The organism is Paenisporosarcina antarctica (genome assembly GCF_004367585.1).
In the GTDB taxonomy this organism is placed as follows: Bacteria; Bacillota; Bacilli; order Bacillales_A; family Planococcaceae; genus Paenisporosarcina; species Paenisporosarcina antarctica.
This window is the reverse complement of sequence record NZ_CP038015.1, coordinates 1763318-1785651: the sequence shown is the minus strand read 5'-3', so window position 1 is coordinate 1785651 and position 22334 is coordinate 1763318. Positions and strand designations below refer to the sequence as shown.

23 protein-coding genes and 1 pseudogene are annotated in these 22334 nt (G+C 35.4%); 11 read left to right on the top strand and 13 right to left on the bottom strand.

Going from position 1 to position 22334, the window contains the following annotated elements; all coding sequences use genetic code 11:
• The first annotated feature begins 165 nt into the window (after positions 1–165).
• A complete protein-coding gene (locus tag E2636_RS08955) occupies positions 166–1677 on the top strand; it encodes a multicopper oxidase family protein (protein ID WP_134209900.1) in 1512 nt (503 codons plus the stop codon).
• A gap of 298 nt (positions 1678–1975) precedes the next feature.
• Here the strand turns inward: E2636_RS08955 and E2636_RS08950 are convergent, their stop codons facing one another.
• The 4 genes and pseudogenes from E2636_RS08950 to E2636_RS19350 form a co-directional block, all read right to left on the bottom strand.
• Entirely contained in the window at positions 1976–2320 is a 345-nt protein-coding gene (locus E2636_RS08950; protein ID WP_017381029.1) for a four-helix bundle copper-binding protein, read from the bottom strand.
• Between the two features lie 180 nt (positions 2321–2500).
• The gene (locus E2636_RS08945) at positions 2501–3181 is read right to left on the bottom strand and encodes a DUF8832 domain-containing protein (protein ID WP_134209899.1); all 681 of its coding nucleotides are present in this window, start codon (positions 3179–3181) and stop codon (positions 2501–2503) included.
• A gap of 21 nt (positions 3182–3202) precedes the next feature.
• A complete protein-coding gene (locus E2636_RS08940; RefSeq protein ID WP_134209898.1) occupies positions 3203–4630 on the bottom strand; it encodes an MATE family efflux transporter in 1428 nt (475 codons plus the stop codon).
• A gap of 358 nt (positions 4631–4988) precedes the next feature.
• Positions 4989–5289, bottom strand: a pseudogene (locus tag E2636_RS19350) (IS3 family transposase); the annotation flags it as partial.
• A gap of 109 nt (positions 5290–5398) precedes the next feature.
• Here E2636_RS19350 and E2636_RS08935 point away from each other — a divergent pair.
• From E2636_RS08935 to E2636_RS08920, 4 genes are all read left to right on the top strand, one after another.
• A complete protein-coding gene (locus E2636_RS08935) occupies positions 5399–6052 on the top strand; it encodes an ArsR/SmtB family transcription factor (RefSeq protein WP_134209897.1) in 654 nt (217 codons plus the stop codon).
• A 131-nt stretch (positions 6053–6183) separates the two neighbouring features.
• Entirely contained in the window at positions 6184–7398 is a 1215-nt protein-coding gene (locus E2636_RS08930) for an MFS transporter (protein ID WP_134209896.1), read from the top strand.
• A gap of 240 nt (positions 7399–7638) precedes the next feature.
• Complete coding sequence (locus tag E2636_RS08925) at positions 7639–8946, top strand: MFS transporter (RefSeq protein WP_134209895.1); 1308 nt, start codon at positions 7639–7641, stop codon at positions 8944–8946.
• Between the two features lie 88 nt (positions 8947–9034).
• Positions 9035–9244 (top strand): ribonuclease E inhibitor RraB, encoded by a 210-nt coding sequence (locus E2636_RS08920; RefSeq protein WP_134209894.1) that lies wholly within the window; start codon positions 9035–9037, stop codon positions 9242–9244.
• Positions 9245–9454: 210 nt separating this feature from the next.
• Here the strand turns inward: E2636_RS08920 and E2636_RS08915 are convergent, their stop codons facing one another.
• On the bottom strand, positions 9455–10171 hold the full coding sequence (locus E2636_RS08915) for a 3-ketoacyl-ACP reductase (protein ID WP_134209893.1): 717 nt from the start codon (positions 10169–10171) through the stop codon (positions 9455–9457).
• 194 nt (positions 10172–10365) lie between these two features.
• Entirely contained in the window at positions 10366–11283 is a 918-nt protein-coding gene (gene cysK / locus E2636_RS08910) for a cysteine synthase A (protein ID WP_134209892.1), read from the bottom strand.
• A 161-nt stretch (positions 11284–11444) separates the two neighbouring features.
• Between cysK and E2636_RS08905 the strand changes: the two genes are divergently transcribed.
• Positions 11445–12527 carry an AI-2E family transporter gene (locus tag E2636_RS08905; RefSeq protein WP_134209891.1) on the top strand — a complete coding sequence of 361 codons (1083 nt, stop codon included), beginning with the start codon at positions 11445–11447 and terminating at the stop codon, positions 12525–12527.
• Between the two features lie 190 nt (positions 12528–12717).
• Here the strand turns inward: E2636_RS08905 and E2636_RS08900 are convergent, their stop codons facing one another.
• The 4 genes from E2636_RS08900 to E2636_RS08885 form a co-directional block, all read right to left on the bottom strand.
• A complete protein-coding gene (locus tag E2636_RS08900) occupies positions 12718–12897 on the bottom strand; it encodes an H-type small acid-soluble spore protein (protein WP_134209890.1) in 180 nt (59 codons plus the stop codon).
• 166 nt (positions 12898–13063) lie between these two features.
• Entirely contained in the window at positions 13064–13300 is a 237-nt protein-coding gene (locus E2636_RS08895) for a YkuS family protein (protein WP_134209889.1), read from the bottom strand.
• A 297-nt stretch (positions 13301–13597) separates the two neighbouring features.
• Entirely contained in the window at positions 13598–14380 is a 783-nt protein-coding gene (locus E2636_RS08890) for a YqhG family protein (RefSeq protein ID WP_134209888.1), read from the bottom strand.
• A 35-nt stretch (positions 14381–14415) separates the two neighbouring features.
• Positions 14416–15948 carry a DEAD/DEAH box helicase gene (locus E2636_RS08885; RefSeq protein WP_134209887.1) on the bottom strand — a complete coding sequence of 511 codons (1533 nt, stop codon included), beginning with the start codon at positions 15946–15948 and terminating at the stop codon, positions 14416–14418.
• A gap of 332 nt (positions 15949–16280) precedes the next feature.
• Between E2636_RS08885 and E2636_RS08880 the strand changes: the two genes are divergently transcribed.
• From E2636_RS08880 to E2636_RS08865, 4 genes are all read left to right on the top strand, one after another.
• The gene (locus tag E2636_RS08880; protein ID WP_134209886.1) at positions 16281–16436 is read left to right on the top strand and encodes an aspartyl-phosphate phosphatase Spo0E family protein; all 156 of its coding nucleotides are present in this window, start codon (positions 16281–16283) and stop codon (positions 16434–16436) included.
• Positions 16437–16679: 243 nt separating this feature from the next.
• The gene (locus E2636_RS08875; protein ID WP_134209885.1) at positions 16680–17339 is read left to right on the top strand and encodes a reverse transcriptase-like protein; all 660 of its coding nucleotides are present in this window, start codon (positions 16680–16682) and stop codon (positions 17337–17339) included.
• Positions 17340–17605: 266 nt separating this feature from the next.
• Positions 17606–17779 (top strand): hypothetical protein, encoded by a 174-nt coding sequence (locus tag E2636_RS19205; protein WP_208324185.1) that lies wholly within the window; start codon positions 17606–17608, stop codon positions 17777–17779.
• A 19-nt stretch (positions 17780–17798) separates the two neighbouring features.
• Complete coding sequence (locus tag E2636_RS08865) at positions 17799–18392, top strand: class I SAM-dependent methyltransferase (protein ID WP_134209884.1); 594 nt, start codon at positions 17799–17801, stop codon at positions 18390–18392.
• A 310-nt stretch (positions 18393–18702) separates the two neighbouring features.
• Here E2636_RS08865 and E2636_RS08860 read toward each other — a convergent pair whose 3' ends face one another.
• Genes E2636_RS08860 through E2636_RS08850 form a run of 3 tightly spaced genes read right to left on the bottom strand, consistent with a single transcriptional unit; the run spans position 18703 to position 21384 of the window.
• Positions 18703–19287 (bottom strand): SCO family protein, encoded by a 585-nt coding sequence (locus E2636_RS08860; RefSeq protein ID WP_134209883.1) that lies wholly within the window; start codon positions 19285–19287, stop codon positions 18703–18705.
• Complete coding sequence (locus E2636_RS08855) at positions 19271–20707, bottom strand: sensor histidine kinase (RefSeq protein ID WP_134209882.1); 1437 nt, start codon at positions 20705–20707, stop codon at positions 19271–19273. Before E2636_RS08855 ends, E2636_RS08860 begins: the two co-directional genes overlap by 17 nt.
• 2 nt (positions 20708–20709) lie before the next feature.
• Complete coding sequence (locus tag E2636_RS08850; protein WP_134209881.1) at positions 20710–21384, bottom strand: response regulator transcription factor; 675 nt, start codon at positions 21382–21384, stop codon at positions 20710–20712.
• Positions 21385–21639: 255 nt separating this feature from the next.
• Between E2636_RS08850 and E2636_RS08845 the strand changes: the two genes are divergently transcribed.
• A complete protein-coding gene (locus tag E2636_RS08845) occupies positions 21640–22293 on the top strand; it encodes a nitrous oxide reductase accessory protein NosL (protein WP_166669502.1) in 654 nt (217 codons plus the stop codon).
• The last annotated feature ends 41 nt before the right edge of the window (positions 22294–22334 follow it).

Sequence of the window (22334 nt, the reverse complement as noted above, 5' to 3'; positions counted from 1 at the left end):
TATTATAACTAAAAACGTGAGGTGTTCTATAAGGTTGAGGGAAGTTAATCCTATAAATTGTGGAGATTCATAAAAATAAAAGTCTCTATCAAATTATCTGCACTAATTCTCCATACTTTAGGTGTAGTCTTTAGTTAGTAATTAATTAAATGGAGGTGTGTAACTATGATAAAAAGATTAATCCAGTTCATTAGCATTGCCTTATTCATTTTAATACTTGGTGCATGTTCAAATTCAATGAATGGCATGAATCATAATAATATGAATATGGATGAGGAACGAGAAGTAACATATGAAGATACAACGACTAAGGGATTGCAACAAACCGTCTCCACAGAAAAAATAGAATTAAATGAATTCACCCTAGTTGCACAAGAACGTAAACACACACTAACAGAAGGAATAGATATACAGGCATGGACTTTCAATGGTTCGGTTCCAGGTCCAGAGATTAGAGTTCAAGAAGGGGAAGAAGTCAAAATAATCCTTAAAAATGAATTGAAAGATCCTGTTACAATTCATTGGCACGGTATTCCTGTTCCAAATAATATGGATGGAATACCTGGAGTAACAATGAATGCAGTACAACCTGGGGATAGTTTTATATATGAGTTTAAGACTACTGTTCCAGGAACATATTGGTACCATTCCCATCAAGATGGAGTTAATCAATTAGACAAAGGACTTTATGGTTCATTTATTATTGAGGGTAAAAATGACGAGGAAGTCGATAAAGACTACACACTAGTATTAGATGAGTGGATGAGTGACACTGACTCCGATCGTTTTAGCATGGGCCATGACATGGGTAACATGTATGACATATTTACTGTAAATGGAAAAAGCGGAAAAGATGTTCTTCCTTTACTTGTAAATGAAGGTGATAAAGTGAGACTACGTCTAGTTAACGCTGGTTTTATGTCCCACAAGATTCACTTACACGGTCATGAATTTAAAGTAACCGGTACAGATGGTCAAGAAATTAATGATCCAGAATTAATAAAAGATCAATTAATATCAATAGCACCGGGTGAACGGTATGACATTGAATTCACCACAGATAACCTGGGTGAATGGCTTCTAGAGTCTCATGGTGATATGGAAGGTACTGATGGAATGAAAGTGCCTATTAAATATGAGAGCTTTGATGGAGCTTCAACAGACAAATCAAATAAACAGGAAAAACTGAAACTATTCGATTTGACATCTTATGGCAAGGAGGGAAGCGGGGGATTTACATTAGATCAAGAATATGACTTGTCTTATACGATGGACCTGAATACGGGGATGTCTTCACGCGGTATGGTATACACCATCAATGACAAGACTTTCCCCAAAACAGAAAATATTAAAGTAAATGAAGGGGATCTCGTAAAAGTGAAACTAGAGAACAACTCAACGATAGATGATCACCCGATGCATTTACATGGACACTTCTTTCAAGTACTAAGTAAAAATGGAAAACCAGTCCAAGGGTCACCGATTATTAAAGATACATTGAATTTGAAACCTGGGGATGAATATGTTGTGGCTTTTAAAGCAGACAACCCTGGTAACTGGTTGTTCCACTGTCATGATTTACATCACGCGAGTGCAGGAATGGTAACGCAAGTAACTTACGATGGATTTAAGCCGCAGTTCACCCCTAATCCTAATGCCAATAACCAGCCAGAATAGTCGCATTTGTTAATGAAATAGCCTTTACTATTCAAACAATAATGACAAATAGGGTTAATTGTCTCAGATGTTCAAGAAATCTTTGTGTTATATTTGAGCTCACTTTTATAAATTAATTTTACCTAAAGGGCAAGTCTAAAGCTTGAATAGGGGGATCTTTAAGATGAAAACCACTATGCATTATAAATGCATAGTGGTTTTTATGTTTTTGGTACTTATATGTCCAATAACTTCGTATGAATTTGGGTTTCTTCTATTAAGAAGAATCTTAAATCCAATTATTAAATACTGATTTATTCTAAGATGCCATTTTTCTGCATATTTCAGCACATGAACGGCAAATCTTAGCACATTCTTGGCAATGATCATCTTTGAACTTTTCGCATTCAACAGCACACGCTTCGCAAATTGATGCACAAAGTGCGCAAAGTGCTTTTGAATTTGCACTGTTTCTAGCCATATACCCTGCTGCTTCAAAGCAAATGTCAGCACAGTCGTGTAAGTGTTGCAAACATGCAATTCTTGCTTGAACATCTGGTTCCTGCAAGCAGGCCGTATTGCATTCTTCACATGCACGGGCACAACGCAAACATTCTTCGATGCATTGATCCATCGTTGTTGGAGTAGTTGAAAGAATCCCCATTTAATCCATCTCCTTATAAATTTTTTTGTACTAACATATTGTTTCCAACCAATCCATTTTTTATTCTTCTCAATTGTTCTACCACGGAGAGTGCACCAAAACTTTAAATAGTATTTTAAAATGGTCGATTGGAGGATTATATGATTTATTGTAATTTACTTAATAGTGAAATTATTACTGTTAAAATACTTTGATTACAAACGGATAGACTGTGACTGCTCCATCAAATTTAAATTCAGCCCATAATTTATATAATCCCGGATTATCAAATTGTGTTTGAAAAAATGTACTCTCATTTGAAATGGGGTGAACATGAATAAATTTTTCTGCTTTTTCATCAATAATTACCACATGACCTAATGCTCCTAGGTAAGGTTCAGCTATAGCGTTTTTGATGTTAAAATTAAGGTTAATATCCTTTCCAGTCTCAAATGAATCATGCTGGAATTCAACTATTACCCCGTTAATCTCTTTTGTCCCTTGTTCATCTATATTTAAACCAGTACTCATATTTTGACGAGTATCAATGTTTTCACCTGTTGGCACAGAAATCCCTTTAATAGTGTAATTTTTCCTTTTAGGTTTAATGTCCACAAAAGCCTTATATGAGTGACCTGTTAATGCAATATCGATTTCGAATGCTTGATCATTCTTTTGAACAGGGTGTAGGTGGAAATATTCATTTAAATCTTCACTTACAATAATAAGGTGTAGTAGTTTCTCGTGATTAAACTCTAATTCCGGTACATTTCCCTCATCATCTTCTAAATACAATTTAATGACCTTATTTTGATAAGTAATAGTTACCTGAATTTCACTTTCCAGTGTTGTATCTAGATGATTTTTATGATGTTGTTCCATCACAATTTCCTCCAATATTATTTAATAGTTATTAACGCATCCGGACATAGTTTCTTTTGACGTCTGAGGATGACATTCATCTTCTGCATCCTTTTTAACAGAAATCCATTTCCCACGTGTGAACTGTATAGTTAAGACCACGGCTCTAAAAGCAATATCTATTCCAATTGCTATCCACACACCGAGAAGTCCCCATCCAAGTTGTATTCCTAGTACATATACAAGTAATGTTCGAATCCCCCACATGCCGACTGCTGTCAGATACATTGGGAACTTAGTATTATTTGCTCCTTGAAATGCGCCAGTAAGAATAAGTAGTAAAGCGAGGAATGGTTGGAAAACCCCCGATACTTTTAAAGAGGTTCCTATATTTTCAATTACCACAGTATCATTTGTAAATATGCTGCCTGCCCAGTCTCCTAAAGTAAAAAGCAGAACGCCTATAATAGTCATTAAACCAATACCGATCCCTGTACAAAGGACTGCGTATTTTTTTGCTTCACCAATGTTTCCAGCACCAATTTGCTGTCCAACAAGAATGGTTGCTGCGGTCGCAAAACCGTAGCCAATCATGTAGGAGAAAACCTCCACGTTGCCGGCAATTTGATGAGCAGCAAAAACATTTGTTCCAAGTGCGACAACGAATCCAAAGTAAACGATTTGTCCAAGTCTCATAACTAGCCTTTCACCAGCAGCAGGCCCTCCGAGAGTTACTAATTCCCGTATGTGTTGTTTATCTGGTTTCCAATAATCCTTTCTAAAAGCAAGAACAGGAGAGCGCTTTATATAATAAAAGAGAGCGAGGCTACCAATAATTCTTGAAACAACAGTTGCTATTGCAGCTCCGGTAATGCCCATTTCAGGAATTATCCAGAACCCGAAAATTAAAATATAGTCCAACACACCATTAACTATGTTAATTAATATACTGGCTTTCATTGGAGCACGTGTATCACCAGCTCCTCTTAAGACCGCACTTAGAACAAACATTAATGACATAAATACAGAGGGAATTGCTACGATTTTAAAGTAAATAACCCCTGCCTCTAGCACATTGTCTTCTATTCCCATCAACTTTAATAATGGTTCTGCAAAGAACATAGTCAAAATCCCCGTCAATATGCCAAACAAAATAGCCAATATAACCGATTGTTGGGCAATATGTCGGGCTTTTTCTGGCTGTTTCGCTCCAATAAAATTTGCAATCCGTACATTAGCTGCAACGCCAATTGCCATAAACAAAGCAAAATAAATGGCTAGCAAAGCATTAGTGACACCAACTGCTGAAACTTCAGCAAGACCAATTTTCGATACAAAGTAAGTATCAACAAAACCGAGAATCGTCTGAAAAAAATTTTCTATCACTGCTGGCATTGCCAGCACTAAAATAATCTTAATTTTATCCTTTGTGTTTTCTGAATTTGGTATGGTTACATCATTATTTTTCACGATAATCCCCCCAAGATTGTTAGTGTTCCCGTTAATAAATTCCTTAATCTTTAGTGAGATCATTTATGTATTTAAGAAGAAAGTATTTTTTATAGGATTCCCTGAATTTTGAAAAGAATAGGTCGAAAGACGCCTTAAATAGCAAATGCTATTCGGTAGAAATCGAAATGGAGTTTGACTTGGTAAAGTGTAATTACTAAATAAGGGAAGAAAAAGACACCTATACTATGGATCTTCATCATTTCTCTTAACGTTTCACAATTTACAAAGTTAATTGTAGAGAGTTGTTTTTTCTGTAAACGAAAAAAAGATTATGCATTTTAAGATGGACTTTGTAAAGGACATTTTGATAAAAACTCTAGGCAAATTGAAGAAGATGTTGTCTGTATTTTGCAGGTGGCATCTTTTTTAAATTCCATTGCCCACGATAATGATTGTAATACGTCATTTAACTTTTCACTTCTAGTCGTATTTCTTCCAGGGTCTTACAATTCCTTTAATTCCGTTTCATCTTTAAAATGACCAAAGAATGAATCTTGTAGCGTGTTATTCGAACAGTTACAACGACGTGACATCGATTAGCCTAACTTCATTTTCTTCACAAGTTTCTGGTAGGTTGAATTTGTATAATGATAGCCTTGATCCAAATAAGAGTAGGAATGAGGAAGGAAAGGAGTACTTTTATAGGTAATTGTAATAAATTGTTTACAAATTAAATTAATTAATATACTATTAAACCAATTAGTTGAATAGAATGGTTGTGAATTTATGAAACATAGGGAGTTTAAAGATTTTATTTATAGTCATTTCACTAAAGTAAGTAAGGCTTTTTCAAGTCCGAAAAGGTTTGAATTATTGGATTTATTATCACAAAGTCCTAAAACAGTTGAAGTTTTGGCAAAGGAAACCACTATGAGTGTAGCCAATACTTCTAAGCATCTTCAATCCTTACTGGAATCAAAATTGGTTTCATTTAAAAAAGAAAAAAATTACGTGATTTATGAATTAGCGGATGGAAGTATTGATAGTATCTTATCGAGTATTAAAGTACTTACGGAGAAGCAGATGAATGAAGTTAAACATACGCGAGTTGATTACATTTCAAAAGCTTCTGAAATAGAAGCAATATCTATTGAAGATCTTTTTTCTTATTTAGAACAAAATAATTCACAACTGATTGATGTACGACCAAAAAGAGAATATGAAGCAGGGCATATACCAAGGGCAAAATCTATTCCAATTACTGAATTGAAAGAAATGTTCGCATCACTTCCAAAAGATAAAACAATCATCGCTTATTGTAGAGGACCATATTGTATTTATGCTACCGAAGCCACAGAATTTTTAAAAGAGCAAGGCTATACAGCTTATTTATTAGAAGCAGGCGTTCATGAGTGGAAGAAATTAAATCAACTTAATTAAATTTCTAATCTATAACTAACGGTGTTCTTTATAGAAATGATTTTATTAAAAAGAGAACGCTTAATCAAGGTCAATAAAGGCAAAAATAACCTAATAATATTTAGGTTTTTCTTTACAACGGAGGAATAAATATGGGTACAGTAAAATTAGGGATAAAAAATAATATTGTCTTATTTTCGTTATTAATCATTATCAATCTATTCGTAGGATTTATGGTTGGATTGGAGAGAGCCATTCTTCCTATTATTGGTGAAGAACATTTTGGATTGACATCTGTAAGCGCTGCTCTGTCCTTCATTATTAGTTTTGGTTTCTCAAAAGCAATAGTAAATTATTTTGCTGGACAAATTGCTGATAAAATTGGCCGAAAACGAGTCTTGCTAATAGGTTGGGGTATCGGTTTGTTTGTCCCGATACTTGTAATCATTGCACATGCGTGGTGGGTTATTGTCTTTGCTAATGTATTACTAGGTATTAACCAAGGTTTGACTTGGTCCATGACATTAAATATGAAAATTGACTTAGCCAAAAGCAACCAGAGAGGTTTCGCTGTCGGATTAAATGAGTTTGCTGGTTATGTAGGGGTTGCCTTAATGGCTGTGATTTCAGGTTATATTGCTTCAACCTATTCCTTGAGACCAGAACCATTTTACATGGGAATTGTTATTGTATTAATTGGATTTCTATTATCTTTATTTGTTAAAGACACGAATAAGCATTTACAAATAGAGGCACAAAAAAAGAAAAATTCTGATGTTATTAGTTCAAGAGAAGTATTTAAAAGGACTACTTGGACGGATAAAAACTTATCTAGTATTAGTTTTGCAGGCCTTTCAACAAATTTAAAGGACGGAATGTCGTGGGGGCTATTTCCATTCTTTTTCATATCTGCAGGATTAACATTCAATCAAATAGGTGTTATCGTAGCTATTTATCCAGCGGCATGGGGGTTTTTCCAACTATTTACTGGTGCGTTAAGCGACCGTATTGGGCGGAAGTGGTTAATAGCTAGCGGGATGTGGGTTCAAGCTTTTTCCCTTTGGTGGATATTATTTGTTGATATCTATGCCTTATGGATTGTAGGAGCACTAATGCTAGGAATTGGGACAGCTATGGTTTACCCAACTTTTGCAGCAGCAATAAGTGATGTCGCTCATCCAGAGTGGAGAGCTTCTTCAATGGGAGTTTTTAGATTTTGGAGAGACAGCGGGTATGCATTTGGCGCATTGTTAGCAGGGGTATTAGCCGATATGCTAAATATTAGTTGGGCGATTGGATTAGTAGCTATTTTACCTTTATTAGCAGGCATTATGATTGCAACTCGAATGAAAGAAACGCTAGTATAACTCTATAAAAATATAATTAATATTATAATAGTGAATATAAAGAGGAGTTATCACACCCCGCAGGGTATACTGATTGACTTGTAGAATGGTAGACTTAAAATGAAATAGTAGTTATGCCCTCCTTTGTATACATTGAGGATCATGAAAATATTTTGGGATTTTGTATTAGTTAGGAGGATATAATGATCACAGCAATTACTGAATATATAAAAACATATCCTTGGAGAAGAGGTCTCAGTAGTGTCGCAGAAACCTGATAATCCAGTCGTAAATAAAAGTCAACCAGACTGGGTGAAGAGTTACGTTGATTCTCCAGAAAAGCAACAAAAGCTATATCGACGGACGTTATTAATTGTTGTCATTTCACAAATTTTTGGAGGAGCAGGACTTGCAGCAGGTATAACTGTTGGGGCCCTTCTCGCTCGGGATATGCTAGGAACTGATAGTTTTGCAGGAGTTCCCGTTGCGCTGTTTACTCTTGGTTCTGCTGGGGCTGCGCTAATTATAGGGCGACTATCTCAACGTTTTGGACGTCGTTCAGGACTCGCGACAGGATTCTTGGCTGGCGGTATTGGGGCAATAGGAGTAGTGATCGCAGCATTAACCAATAATATTTTCCTGCTTTTTGCTTCACTGCTAATCTATGGTTCCGGAACTGCAACAAACTTACAAGCGCGCTATGCAGGTACTGACTTAGCAAGTTCTAAGCAGCGAGGAACAGCCATTAGTATAGCAATGGTATCAACCACATTCGGTGCTTTTGCGGGTCCAAACTTGGTTGGTGTAATGGGCCGCTTTGCTACGTCAATTGGTGTTCCTTCTTTAGCCGGTCCGTTCATTTTAGCAGCCACAGCCTACATTATTGCCGGATTGGTCTTGTTAGTCTTACTTCGTCCAGACCCTCTTACGGTTGCACAAGCCATTGCCGATGAGCAGAAAACAAGTGATATTAATGTTCTTAACGCGGATTCTAAAACACTTGAAATCAACAAACGAGGAATCATTTTAGGAGCCTCGGTAATGGTCATTACTCAAATAGTAATGGTTGCCATAATGACTATGACACCCGTACATATGCTACATCACGGACATGATTTGAGTGATATAGGGTTGGTTATTGGCATCCATGTCGCAGCTATGTATCTCCCATCCCTTGTCACAGGAGTACTTGTTGACAAGCTTGGCCGAATTGTCATGGCAATAGCTGCAGGTGCCACTTTAATGGCTGCAGGATTGGTAGCTGCTTTTGCACCTGCCGATTCCATGCTGATGCTTATCATCGCTCTAGCTCTGCTTGGACTTGGCTGGAACTTTGGTTTGATTAGTGGTACAGCGCTTATCGTGGATTCAACTTATCCATCCACCCGTGCAAAGACGCAAGGATCTGTAGATGTATTGGTAGCTTTGGCAGGCGTATCTGGGGGAGGGATTTCAGGAATAGTCGTAGCATTTACAAGTTACGCAACCCTCTCACTTGCTGGTGGCTTCCTGTCGTTGTTGCTGATTCCAGTCGTTATTTGGTCTAGGAATAGAAAAAATAAAAACTGAATATGCAAATGCTTCAATTGTGTTTGAAGTTTCAATAGCTATCCTTGAAATCAGTAGATTTCGAGGATAGCTTGTTTATTGTAATTTAATCTGTATAGTCCACAATGTATTAGAATCCTTAGTAGGGTTGGGTGATAAGTTAAAAGTTCGGCGAAAGATAGAGCATATTGCTTTGTTTCAAAATGAAAAAATGATGAAGCTCTTCACAATAGCCGTCAAAAAAGAAGTGTTCACGCTAGAAGAAGGATCATCTGAAAAGGATGATGAGACGATTATGTTATGTACATTTCCAGGATAGACTCTTTTGATTACCATGCAATTGATGAACATATGGATAAATGCAGAGAAGTTTGAGGGAGCGTATGACGGTTGGGAAACAATGGTTATTGAAGGGTAAAGGTATGGAGTAAGTAACTAGTGTAGCATTGAAATAAAATAGGCTTAACACAACATATAAAAAGGACCCCAAAGGTCCTTTAATGTGTTGAAGAAACTTATATTTGTAAAATCAAGGATTTGTAGACCATAATCCAGCAGATTTAAGAAGAACACGTGGATGCAGTTTTAACTGTGCAACCATTATTTCAGCAAGATCTTCTGGCTGCATGACTTTATCTGGGTTGCCATCGGTAAGATTTTCATTGATTGCTAAATCTGTAGCAACTGTGCTTGGCGTCAATGCGCTAACACGGATATTATGCTTTCTCACTTCAAGCATTAATGACTCCGTAAGGCCAAGAAGACCAAATTTAGAAGCGCTATATGCGCTTGTCATAGGTGAGCCTTTTTGGCCGGCAGTTGAAGCAATATTAATAATCTCTCCTGATTCTCTCACAATCATTTCTGGAAGAACGGCTCTAGTCACATAATAGACGCCCATTAAGTTAGTATCTATAATGCTTTTGAACTCTTCAGGTGAAAGATCAAGGAACTTACCGAATTTCCCAATTCCCGCATTGTTAATTAGGATGTCAATTTGGCCAAGTTCTGACTTGATATGATCGACTGCAGCAGTAACAGATTCATTATCGGCTACATCGGCTACAGCGTACGTAACTGTTACATCGTATTTTTCAAGTTCTTTAACCACTTTTTCAAGGTTAGCTGCTGTTCGTCCTAGAAGACCAACATTAATACCTTCTGCAGCAAAAGCAATCGCTGTTGCACGGCCAATTCCTCTACCTGCTCCGGTAATTAAAGCGTTTTTACCTTTTAAATTTTGCATAATATACACTCCTTTATTATCAATACTAACTTGCTTAAATTAGTGTAACAAATCTGTTACGGAAAACATAAACAAAGAACTTGAAATCGATTCTTTACGATAGAAGGAGAATAATGATCATAAAAAGTAGCGAATATTTTAATTGAAAAGAAGAGGGGGAATCAATCTTCTCTTCTTTAATGATTAAAAATATTTCAATCGAATAAATTCATGCTCAAATAGCGTTCACCTGTATCGGGAGCTATGCACAGCACCTTTTTACCTTTTCCTAAACGTTTGGCGATTTCAATGGATGCATAAACTGCTGCAGCTGCGGAAGGACCGACAAAAATGCCTTCTTCGCGAGCTAATTTTTTAAACATATCAATGGCAATTTCATCACTAATCTGCATAATTTCATCGTAAACTTCGGTATTCAAAATATCTGGTATAAAGCCCGGGCTTGTACCTACCAACTTATGTTTACCTGGTTTTCCACCTGATAATACAGGTGATCCTTTTGGTTCTACAACAGCTACATATAAGCTTGGTATATTTTCTTTCAAAGTCTCCCCTGTGCCTGTAATGGTTCCACCTGTGCCAGCTGTTGCTACGAAAGCATCGAGTTTGCCACTCATTTGCGCCAAAATTTCTAACGCTGTTGTAGTCCGGTGAATATCTGGATTCGCGGTATTTTCGAATTGTTGCGGAATAAAACTGTTAGGAATTTCATTTTTTAATTCTAGCGCTTTTTGGATAGCTCCAGGCATTTTTTCTTCACTTGGAGTCAAAACTACTTTAGCTCCGAAAGCCTTCAATAAATTAATCCGTTCCTGAGTCGCATTATCGGGAAGTATGAGAATCGCTTTGTAGCCTTTGGCTGCTGCCACCATGGCAAGACCGATTCCTGTATTGCCGCTTGTTGGCTCGATAATCGTATCACCTTGATTTATCAAACCTTGTTCTTCAGCCATTTTGATCATATTATTAGCAGCCCGGTCTTTCACACTCTTTGTTGGATTAAACATTTCTAACTTCACAAAGACATCAGCTGCCTGTTCCGGCACAATTCTATTCAACCTGACGACAGGAGTATCACCTATTAAGTCCGTTATATTGTTAACTGGTTTCATAAATTAAACAACCTTTCTTCATATAAAGAGGCAGATTACCTTTAATCTATTGTAGTATATATATAGGAAAGGCACCAAGTAGTAGCAATTACGTTTTCAAGAAATTTCATCACTAAAGTAAATTTTAATTTGTATAATATTTAACAGATAGGGGGAACAGTATGCTAACAACAAAATGGTTTCGCTTTTTATATAGTGCGGTACTTATTTTAATCGTAATAAATTTAGCTCTTCTTGTACCTTTTATTTTTAATCCAATACAAGTTATCTTTTCTACATTGGCACCTATTATTATCATTGGTGGGATTTTGTATTATATATTTCGTCCACTCGTCCATGTCTTATCAAGAAAAATGCATCGTGTTTTAGCGATCCTCCTCATTTTCTTGTCGTTCATTGGACTTATAACTGGATTCTCGATCTGGCTTGGTCCATTGTTGGTCAGCCAAGTGACAAACTTGGTTAATAATTTCCCTGCTATTGTTCACCAAGTTCAAAATTGGATAGATGAAGCATTGTCAAGTCAATGGTGGAGTTATATAGAAGACCAAGAATATTTATCTGATTTTGATTCAGCTTCAATTGCCGACAATTTCTCATTAGCTTTGTCAGGTGCAGGAGCGAGTGTATTAGGTATCATGAAAACTTTTTTTAGTGCAATGACATCTTTAGTTGTTGTGCCTTTCGTTCTTTTTTTCTTGTTGAAAGATGGAGATAAACTTCCAGATAGTTTTTTAAGTTTTCTTCCTCATGATTCAAGAGATGAAGGAAGAAATATCCTGCAAGATATGGACGAGAACCTCAGCGCATATATTCAAGGACAAGCAATCGTCAGTTTGTTTGTAGGTGTATTGAGCTTTATCGCTTATTTAATTATCGGTGTAGACTATGCGATTATTTTGGCATTAATTGCGATGTTAACAAATGTAATCCCGTTTGTAGGTCCTTTAATAGGGGCATCTCCTGCAGTGATTGTGGCATTCTTTCAAGATCCGTTGACTGCTTTATGGGTAATTATTGCCATCATTATTATCCAGCAAGTTGAAAGTAATTTAATTTCTCCGAATGTCATGGGAAGAAAATTATCTGTTCATCCCGTAACCATCATTTTCCTTCTTTATATTGGTGGGAATTTGGCGGGACTGGTTGGTATGATTCTGGTAATACCAGTTTATGCAGTTGGTAAGGCAATAGCTGAGAATTTATATCGTTTAATCAAGTTAAGATTCCCGGAAATGCGGTAATACAACACATATAAAATCGTATTTAAACAGAAAAAGCTGGCATCCAGAGAATGGATGCCTGCTTTATTGAAAGATAAAAATCGGTATTTGGTTGCTAAACTATTCAATCGTTACAAATTTTTTATAACTATAGGAGATAAAACACACTAGTTTAGCGAGTGAGACCTGGGAAAGAAATTTGAATCAACTTTTATTGCTCTGCTAATTCTGCAACAGAAACACTTTGTTTACTAGTTGGATCATCAAGGAGATGGACTGTTGCTAGTCCGTTGCTTTGATCGACATGTTCAATATAAATAGGTTCCCCGTTATAGGAGACCCTTATCATGCTTTGTGAAGAAGAGATTTCTTTAGCTCGTTTTGCATCCATGTTAGCAACTCCTTTTAACTTTACTGTTTCAAATTGAATAGATATACAGATGTTTTGTTAGTGTCTGACTTTGATGTATACGAAGCAGATATTATGAAATGTGTTTATATAGGAAGAAAAAAGAAAGAAGATCAAAATAATTGAACTTCTTTTTAATTATGTTCCATTAAACCTGATTTAGCCGATGTTCTACTGCTTCTACAACATTGTCGATAGACATTCCCGACATGGCCACAACTGGAAAATTGAACTCGTCATTATGACCTTCATTGATAGTCCTAACGACACCTAAATCGTATCCTGTAACATTTTCATCGGTGACGAACATCGTTACGTTATGACCTTTTTCTTCTAAAGCCTTTTTTACGTCTTCATAGGGTTCTTCTACTGCAATTTTTGCCATTTCTTTATCCCTCCAATTATTAAAATAAATCCAACCTGATTATTCTTCCCTAAAGTTGCTCCAATAATCGTGCATTAAAGGAGAAGGTATACCTTGAAGATGCAATTTTGTCTCTATTTATTGTAATAGTGGAGTCTAAACTTATTTTTTAGAATTTGTAGAGTAGCAGGGAAGCGATGGACATACTCACAAAAAGTTTTGACTGCAGAAAAGAGCGCGACCGGGATTGCTTGGTACTGCTAACACTCTAAGTTTTCTATTTTTTTATTTAAAGTTTGATTTTATACTCTGTTAAATTCATTTCAAGTAAAATAGTCCACCATTTACAATTTCAATTTTAATTCTAGATTCGTATTGTTCTTGCATTGCTTTTTTCTCCAACTCGTAACATTCGGGCTTGTTTTCTATTCCTTCATAGAAGTATTCTAAGATTTCTCGATCCTTATGCCATCTCATTTTTGCTTCTTCAGCCCATGTATGATCATCTTCTTGTATGATATTTTCTAGTGCTGCATCTAATCTTTCCATGGCGCGAATTGGCTTTATAATATACGTTATTTTAAAGGCATCGTCTGACATTCTTGAATTTAAATCCAATCCATTAACCCAGTCCTGAAAACCATCTACGAGGTTGCCTGTAATTAAGTTAATACCTAAGGAGTGAAACATTTCTTTCGTTTGATCGCTGTAATACGATACCTTATAATTCACGCCTAGCCATGGGGTTAAAATGGTTTTTATTTTGGATTGATTGAAGACCTTCTCATACATTTGTACATATGCACCGAGCTCTTTAGTTGTTTGAAACAATTGATTGAGTCTAGGAGAACCAAAGTGTACCACTTCACCTTTAATGTCTTCATCTAGCTGATTTTGATCGGTGATGAAAGTTAATTGTGCTGGGTTCGGCACGCCATCTGTATTTTCTAAGTATCTCCAATAAAATGGTCGGTTCATAATTTTCTTATCCATATCAACTGTTAATTGAACGGTCATAAAATGGTTATTACTATTTAAAATAGGGCAATTACTTTCTGTGAAAAACTTTTGTAAATAGCCATGAATTTGTTGTGGATACATGGACATCCTCCTTGAATGGGCTTACTATATTTTTCTCAAATGGTTTTTTTGTAAGCTGATAAAATTTCGTCTAAATCACCTACCACTTTTTCAAAAACATCAAGTTTTACATAGAGTAGGTCCAATATATTTTCTTCAATTGTGTTTTGGATAGCTAGATTGTATATATGAACATCATGTTCTTGTCCTAACCGGTGAACACGTCCAATTCGCTGCTCTAACTTCATGGGGTTCCAAGGTAAATCATAGTTTATAACATGGTGACAAAATTGCAGGTTTATTCCTTCTCCTCCGGATTCTGTAGCTATAAGGACCTGCGCTTTATCTTTAAATAGTTGCTTCATCCAATCTCGTTTGTTTTTCTTGAATTTCCCATTAAAGAGGACGCTTGTTATTCCTTTTGTATATAAATACCACTGCAAATAGGCTTGACTGGCTCGATATTCGGTAAAGATAATGACCTTATCATTTGCCTCAGAAATGATCTCGTAAGCTTTTTCTGCCTTCGAGTTCATTTCTAAAACCATCAACTTTTGAATTATTCCTTCAACGTATTCAATTTCTTGTGGTTCAGTGCATTTTTGTCGCATTTTATTTAAGGTCAAGTATGTAGCTTCTTTGCTACTGCACATTTCCTTTTGTAAAGTGATCATAGAGAAGGCACCCGAAAATACAGATGAAATATTTTTAAGTTCTAAAATCAACTCGTAGACTTCTCTTTCTTCTTTGGAGAACTGGATTGGAATTGTTTGAACACGACGTTTTGTCCATTCGATTCCAGTGTCCTGTCTTCTGTTTCTTACCATAACTTGATTCACCAATTCTTTTAAATACTCTTCGTGTTCTAAATTGTGTTTACTCGCAGAAAACGCTGATTGAAACGTCTCGTAATTCCCAAGATGTCCGGGTTTGAGTAATGAAATGAGATAAAACAATTCAAATACATCATTTTGAATGGGTGTGGCAGTTAACAATAAACAGAATTTTTTCTTTAAATTTTGAACAAACTCATAGTTTTTCGTTTTATGGTTTTTTAATTTATGTGCTTCATCAATGATAATCAAATCATAATTCTGCTCATAAATACTTTCTTTATGCGGGCTTCTTTTCGCCATATCCATACTCATGACAACAATATTACAGGTGTTTAGATCGTAATTCTTTTTATATTGCATGGCAGGAATGTAGAATTTTTGGTTCAGTTCTTCTATCCATTGATTGACAAGCGAAGATGGGACCAAAATTAGAGCTTTTTTCACAAGCCCTCTGATTAAATATTCTTTCAAGATCAAACCCGCTTCAATGGTTTTTCCGAGCCCCACTTCATCTGCAAGAATAGCTTTGCCATTCATCCTTTCAATAACCGTTTCCGCTACATCCAGTTGATGAACAAGGGGAGTGAGATTGGGTAAATATTTAGGCGATTGAAGACCCGAAAAATCTGTAATCAAGTTCGTTTTTACTACTTCGTAATTCATATTGTAAAGTAACCAATTATCCCATGATTCACGATTCTCTAATCTTTCAATAAAGCCTTCTTTCCACTCAGACGACCTTTCTATTATCAAGATACAATCACCTCATGCCACTTTTCTTACTTATAAGGTTGTCCCAAAAAGAAGTTACTATGTTTAATTACTTAAATTTATATAAAAAAGACTGCATAGACTAATCAACTCATCGGTTATAATATTTGGGGTAAATGCTACTAAAGGAATAAATTAAAAAATTCAGAGATGAGGAATTAGACGCTTAATTATTACAAACTTTACCGAAATATATATACTGTTACAAACTAATGTCATTTACAGAATTAGGTATTTATTTATAGGCAAATGTTATATGATATTCTTTGTGCAATACTATTGGCCACTTTGAAAATGAGGAATGATGAAAAAGTATGTTAAGCAAAATATTATTAGGGAAAATTACTTTGAAAAAGAAAGTTATGTATCATAAAGCAAAACATTTTGGTTTAACACATTCAAGTGTTGTAGCATGCAGTCAAGAACTAGATTTACTACTTAATCAATACCAAGAAACCCAAGCATCTTAAGCAAGAATTCAAGAGTGTAATGACCAAAAAAATAATTGTGATTTTTTCGGAAAATAAAAAATGATAGTGCCTGATTGGCAAAATTTGCACACTAAAATAGTCGTCCTCAAAGATATGGGTATATCTTGAGGACGACTGTTGCATGCTTATAGACAATTAGCAGTTAAATAATTATTATATAAGTCGAGCCTAATAGAAGGTATAACAAGTACATATTCTTACATATACAGGGGGGGCATGGAGATGAAAATCCGAATTGAATGGACTTACAAAACACCAAAAGGGGAGGAAACAGTCTTCATTTCCGAAGAAATGTTAGCAATTAAAGGACTTCTGATTGCAGAGGACTTGGAGCGGACAGGACGTGCAAAAAACATAATGTTCATCGACAAGTTCGACAGCATGTGGACAATCAAAGAATTGAAGGGTTACTTGAAAGGTATCGAAACCGAACCCCATAACATCACGGTCTATTTCGACGGAGGTTTCGACCGTGGAACCAACAGTTCAGGACTGGGTTGTGTTATTTATTATGATCAAAGTGGGAAGTCGTACCGATTGCGTCGGAACGCAGCCATGGAGAATCTCGTGTCAAATAATGAGGCTGAATATGCCGCACTCCACTTGAGCCTATTGGAACTTGAACACTTAAATGTCCATCATTTGCCCGTCCGTTTTTTTGGAGATTCTAACGTTGTCATTAACCAGATGAGCGGGGACTGGCCCGAGAGTATCCTGTCGGGATGGGCGGAGCGTATTGACGGAAAGTTGCAAGACCTCGGTATTCAGGCTGAATTCGAACTCGTGCCTAGGAAAGCCAATGCAGAAGCGGACCGCTTGGCAACACAAGCGCTTAAAGGCATAGAAATCATAGCGACTAGTGAAATGACAACAGAATTATAAGGATTAATAGTCCTACTTATTGAACAGCAGTTACAATATTCCTGGTATCTTCGTCTAAATGTAAGAAAACAACCCACATACTAATTTTAAGAAACTATTTCGAATAGAACAAATTATTATTAGTTTTACATAAAAACGCCTAATTACAAAATCACTTGCACTTGCTCTTGTTCAGTCCTACCAAAGTGTTAATACAAAGGTATAGGAAGACTTATAATTCGTGAAGGAATAAATACAGCAAAATAAGGCTCTAACAGAGTATCTATATGGGGATAAAAACTCCTTTCGAAGTACCTGATGAGGCATTCATGGCATTGGAGTTGCAAGAAAAAACTTTTGATAATGTTTCAGGTGTTGATGAATACGAGTGTTTTTTCAATATAAAGGTACCTAAAGCTTCACCTAGTGTTATGAAAAACAAGTGTGAACTGAAAGGATAATTTCAGAGGTGATAATACAATGGGGAATTGGTTTCCGAGAATTTACGATATAGCAATGAATCCACTAGAACATACATATTTTAAAAGAATTAGAACGACATTAATAAGAAAAGCTAAGGGAAGGGTACTAGAAATAGGTTCAGGAACGGGAGTGAATATTCCTTACTATACGAATGCTATAAAAATAGACGCAATTGAACCCAATCCTTTAATGAGTAAACGATCATACAAACGAATAAAGAAATCTGGTATTCCCATACAAACCTATTTAGACAAAGCGGAAAAACTTCCTTTCTCTGATAATACATTTGATTCAGTAGTAGCAACGCTAGTTTTTTGCACCATTCCAGAACCTATTAAGGCTCTTCAAGAAATCCAGCGAGTTAGTAAACCCGGAGCTAAAATATTGCTCTTTGAACATGTACGAGTCAATAATAAAAACTTAGGAAAAGCGCAAGATCTACTAACCCCCTTATGGAGAAAAGTTTGTGATGGATGTCATTTAAACCGTGATACACTTGAATTATTAAAACAATCCAACTTGTCAATTTCAAAAATAGACTATCATTATGGTGGACTATTTTTAGTCATTGAGTGCTTTAATGAACAGTAAATCTTTGATATTCAATTTTCAAAATGTACTGGGAATTGAAATGTTAGAGGCTACTATATTAAAGACGCCGATTGAAGTGAAAAAGTCACTTTAATCGGCGTCTTTATTCTTGAACATATTTTACAGCGGATTTGTGAACCTATAGTAACATAACCTAATTAATATAAATCCAGAAAGTGACAACCGGTACTTTAAGAATGTACGAGCAGAATAAAAGGATTTTGCCATACAGTCTAGACTTGAGTTTGAGGCTCGCTTTAAACCTTAAAGTTTATAACTAGTTCAAGTAATAATTTAAAGTAAGTTTTACTTAAGGTTTATAATTTTTAAGCTCTTCTATGACTTTCTCTGTTAAGCCGGGCTCCGTAAAGTTGAATTCACTTACTAGGACACCATCAATATCAACTAAATAGAAATTTACACCATGTAAAACCTGACTTGTACCACTGGGCTTATTTACCAAAGTCTGGAATTCTTCTAAAGCGAATTTTTCTATTTCTTCTTGTTTATATCCAGTAAGCATTTTCCAATTCGAATCATTATCAGTAAACTGAGATAGGTACTTGTCTAACTTTTCTGGTGTATCAATCAAAGGGTCAACACTGAAAGAAACAATTTCTACATCCATATTGTTATTTAGAAGTTCTTCTTGAATATCCGCCATCGCTGCTGTCATTGGAGGACAAACTGTTTCACAACTAGTAAATATAAAATTTGATATCCACATTTCCCCTTTTAAATCTTCAAGACCAAATTCCTCCCCATGTTGATCGGTAAAAGAAAAAGAGTTAAGCTTATCGGGCTGATTTTGGAGTGAAGAACATCCAGTTAAAAAGTACATAACACTTACTATTATAAGAATAATCTTGAACTGCGCTCTATTCATGTATTTCATTTCCCATACCTCCTATATTTTTGATATGAATGGGCAAATGGATAGATACACGAATTTCTCCACTTTCAATACTCGTCATAGAAAAAGAACCATCTTGAATTCGTATAATTTCTTTAACAATTGATAACCCTAATCCCGTTCCACCAGTTTGTCGATTTCTAGCTTTATCGGTCCTGAAAAATCGATCGCCTATACGCTCAATATCTTCCTCTGAAATTGCGAAGCCTGTATTTATCACTTCAAATAGAAATTGATCGTCTTCTTGAGTAAGGGTAAGATGAACAATCGTTTCTTCATTCGAATATTTAACCGCATTATCGATTAGATTATAAAAAATTTGCTGAATTCGTTTTGAATCATTAAAAATAATTAAGTCTTCATCCACATTAAATTGAAAAATAATCTTCTTCTCATTAGAAAGGATTCGAAAAAGGTCACATGTATCATGTAATAACTGAGAAATAACGATGGGCGTTTCTTCAAAACGATATAAATTCTCTTGTAAATAGTTCAATTCCACTAAATCAGAAAGTAATTTTTTTAATCTACCTACTTCTTGCTCAATTGTATTCAAATATTGACGAGCTTCTTCTGGAGAGGAGAATAGCTGATTTTGTAAAGCTTCAGTGTAGCCATTGATATAGGTTAGTGGAGTTCGAATTTCATGAACAATATTAGATAGAAACTCTCTTTTACGTTCCTCTTGGTGTTCCAAGGCTTCGCTCATTTCATTAAAAGCTTGTGACATTTGGCCAATTTCATCTATCTGTCTAATTTGCAATCGATTTTTATAGTTACCTTTCGACACTTCTTTGGATAAGTTTTGAATAGATAGTAAGGGTTGAAAGAGCGATTGTCGAACTCGATTAATAATCAAACTAGTAACAATAAAAAAGAGTGTGCCAATAATAAGAAGAATAGGAATGCTTTTCCCGAAAACTTGTGATAAACCAGCTAAAGGAACGTAAATAAAAATAAATCCAATGGCTTTATCACCGTTAAATATTGGATAAATTGCACCAATTACTTCTTTTTGAAACTTCTTAACGTAGCCCTCTTTCATAATCGATTGACCTGATAATAATATGTCACGGTCACTCTGGGTTACTAAGTTTTCATCATCAATTAGGTATGGAAAAGAACTATTTAACTCTTCCAATTGATTGACTACGATAACCTCATATTCGGATACGATATTATACCACTGTATCTTTTCGATAATAACATCTGACAATTCCCCATAGTGGAAATGTGCAGCTGTTCGTTGACCTTGGTACTCTACGGATTGGCGTATCGTATTTAAATAAAGATCCTTATATAAAAAATGAAGAAACAAAAATGAAAATAGGACAGAAAACGCTATACTGCCAATAAACAATAAATTTATTTTTTTACTAAAATTAACTTTTACCTTCTTCATGATTACACCTCAAGTTTATATCCTAATCCCCAAACAGTTTTTATGAGAACCCCATGTTGTTTCAACTTCAGGCGAAGAGTTTTTATATGAGTATCTACAGTCCGCTCAGTTCCACTATATTCCGGTCCCCAAATCGTTGCCATTAGGTTGTTTCGTGTAATTAAATTGTTTTTATGTGTTACCAATAAGGAAAGTAACCCAAACTCTTTTAATGTTAGTGAAACTTCTTTGCCATCTAAAAATGCAAGGTGATTTTCAACATCAATTGTAATTGGACCAGCTTTTATTGTTAATACTTTACGATAATGTTTAGAAGATCTTCTTAACACAGTTTCAATTCGTGCAATTAATTCACCATAATGGAAGGGTTTAACTAAGTAATCATCGGCTCCTAACTTTAGCCCTTTCACTTTATCCCACTCTTCTCCTTTCGCTGAAAGAAAGATGATTGGCGTATCAGAAGTTTTTCTCAATTCTTTTGTGAAAGTGTAACCATCCATAAATGGCATCATGATATCGACAATAATGAGATCTGGTGATTCCACAAAAATCATTTCTAAGGCCTCCATGCCATTGGAAGCATCCTTAACAAGATAACCCTCAGGTACAAGAAAAGATTTAATTAATGCTCTCATTGCAATTTCGTCATCAATAACTAATATTGTTCCCATACTCATCATAATTCCTCTTTTCAAAACCAATGCATATACTTTAGCTTTCAATTTATATATCATACTTTTAGAAAATGTGAAACTTAATTGCATTTTCAGTAATTTGAAACACACTTCACAATAATAATCAATAAAGTTATGGTGGATATTTGTTTTTTGGAGTAAGAAAGACATGTAATAGTCAAAAACATTAGGCAAGACTTCACTTAAACTTCGCATTTCGATGTTAAAGTCTTTTTATGAATGAAAGGAGAGAAAAATATGAAAAAAATATTATTACTAGGTATTATTTTATTACTAATGATTATTACAGCAGCCTGCGTAGCTCAAGATGACAATATAACAACTGACAAAATAGAGGTTGAAGATAGCGAATCTAGCGAGACCACTGTTGTGTTATCAGAGCCAAGTGAAGATGCGACTTGTAAATATTGTAAGATGGATGTTTATAATAAAGCTCATGATATGGGAATGTTCTCTGCCCAAGGAATCACAGAGGAAGGAAAATCTTTATTTTTTGACGATGTAGGTTGCATGTTAAATCAAGAAAGAATCGATAATAGTACATTAGAAAAGTATGTAAGAGATTATCACACACTTGAATGGATTAAATTAGATGTTGCTGTTGTTGTTAAGACAGAAATAAAAACTCCTATGAATTACGGCTATGCATTTTTTGAGGATAAAGAAGGTGGACAAGCCTTCATAGAAGAACTTGGTAGCGAAAAAGCAAGCTTTTCTTCTATAAGTGACATTGATAAAGTTGCAGGTCACCGTCATATTAAGAAAATAGAAAAAATGCAGAATCTCGAAAGTAAGGAAACACATGATATGAAAAGTGAAGATAATACCGAAATGAATGAAATCAAACCCGAAAACAAAGATAAAGATGAGAACAGTGACTCTCAAAGATGACGATTTTAGGGAAGGGTTTTCCTTTTTGCTTAGGAGGTGGG

Coding starts and splice junctions, on each gene's coding strand:
- E2636_RS08890 (WP_134209888.1), bottom strand. CDS start 14,380: ATGTATCCACAACAAATTCATGGCTATTTACAAAAGTTTTTCACAGAA.
- E2636_RS08900 (WP_134209890.1), bottom strand. CDS start 12,897: ATGGATGCAAAACGAGCTAAAGAAATCTCTTCTTCACAAAGCATGATA.
- E2636_RS08955 (WP_134209900.1), top strand. CDS start 166: ATGATAAAAAGATTAATCCAGTTCATTAGCATTGCCTTATTCATTTTA.
- E2636_RS08895 (WP_134209889.1), bottom strand. CDS start 13,300: ATGGCAAAAATTGCAGTAGAAGAACCCTATGAAGACGTAAAAAAGGCT.
- E2636_RS08945 (WP_134209899.1), bottom strand. CDS start 3,181: ATGGAACAACATCATAAAAATCATCTAGATACAACACTGGAAAGTGAA.
- E2636_RS08880 (WP_134209886.1), top strand. CDS start 16,281: ATGTTAAGCAAAATATTATTAGGGAAAATTACTTTGAAAAAGAAAGTT.
- E2636_RS19205 (WP_208324185.1), top strand. CDS start 17,606: ATGGGGATAAAAACTCCTTTCGAAGTACCTGATGAGGCATTCATGGCA.
- E2636_RS08930 (WP_134209896.1), top strand. CDS start 6,184: ATGGGTACAGTAAAATTAGGGATAAAAAATAATATTGTCTTATTTTCG.
- E2636_RS08915 (WP_134209893.1), bottom strand. CDS start 10,171: ATGCAAAATTTAAAAGGTAAAAACGCTTTAATTACCGGAGCAGGTAGA.
- E2636_RS08855 (WP_134209882.1), bottom strand. CDS start 20,707: ATGAAGAAGGTAAAAGTTAATTTTAGTAAAAAAATAAATTTATTGTTT.
- E2636_RS08850 (WP_134209881.1), bottom strand. CDS start 21,384: ATGAGTATGGGAACAATATTAGTTATTGATGACGAAATTGCAATGAGA.
- E2636_RS08935 (WP_134209897.1), top strand. CDS start 5,399: ATGAAACATAGGGAGTTTAAAGATTTTATTTATAGTCATTTCACTAAA.
- E2636_RS08905 (WP_134209891.1), top strand. CDS start 11,445: ATGCTAACAACAAAATGGTTTCGCTTTTTATATAGTGCGGTACTTATT.
- E2636_RS08875 (WP_134209885.1), top strand. CDS start 16,680: ATGAAAATCCGAATTGAATGGACTTACAAAACACCAAAAGGGGAGGAA.
- E2636_RS08845 (WP_166669502.1), top strand. CDS start 21,640: ATGAAAAAAATATTATTACTAGGTATTATTTTATTACTAATGATTATT.
- cysK (WP_134209892.1), bottom strand. CDS start 11,283: ATGAAACCAGTTAACAATATAACGGACTTAATAGGTGATACTCCTGTC.
- E2636_RS08865 (WP_134209884.1), top strand. CDS start 17,799: ATGGGGAATTGGTTTCCGAGAATTTACGATATAGCAATGAATCCACTA.
- E2636_RS08860 (WP_134209883.1), bottom strand. CDS start 19,287: ATGAAATACATGAATAGAGCGCAGTTCAAGATTATTCTTATAATAGTA.
- E2636_RS08950 (WP_017381029.1), bottom strand. CDS start 2,320: ATGGGGATTCTTTCAACTACTCCAACAACGATGGATCAATGCATCGAA.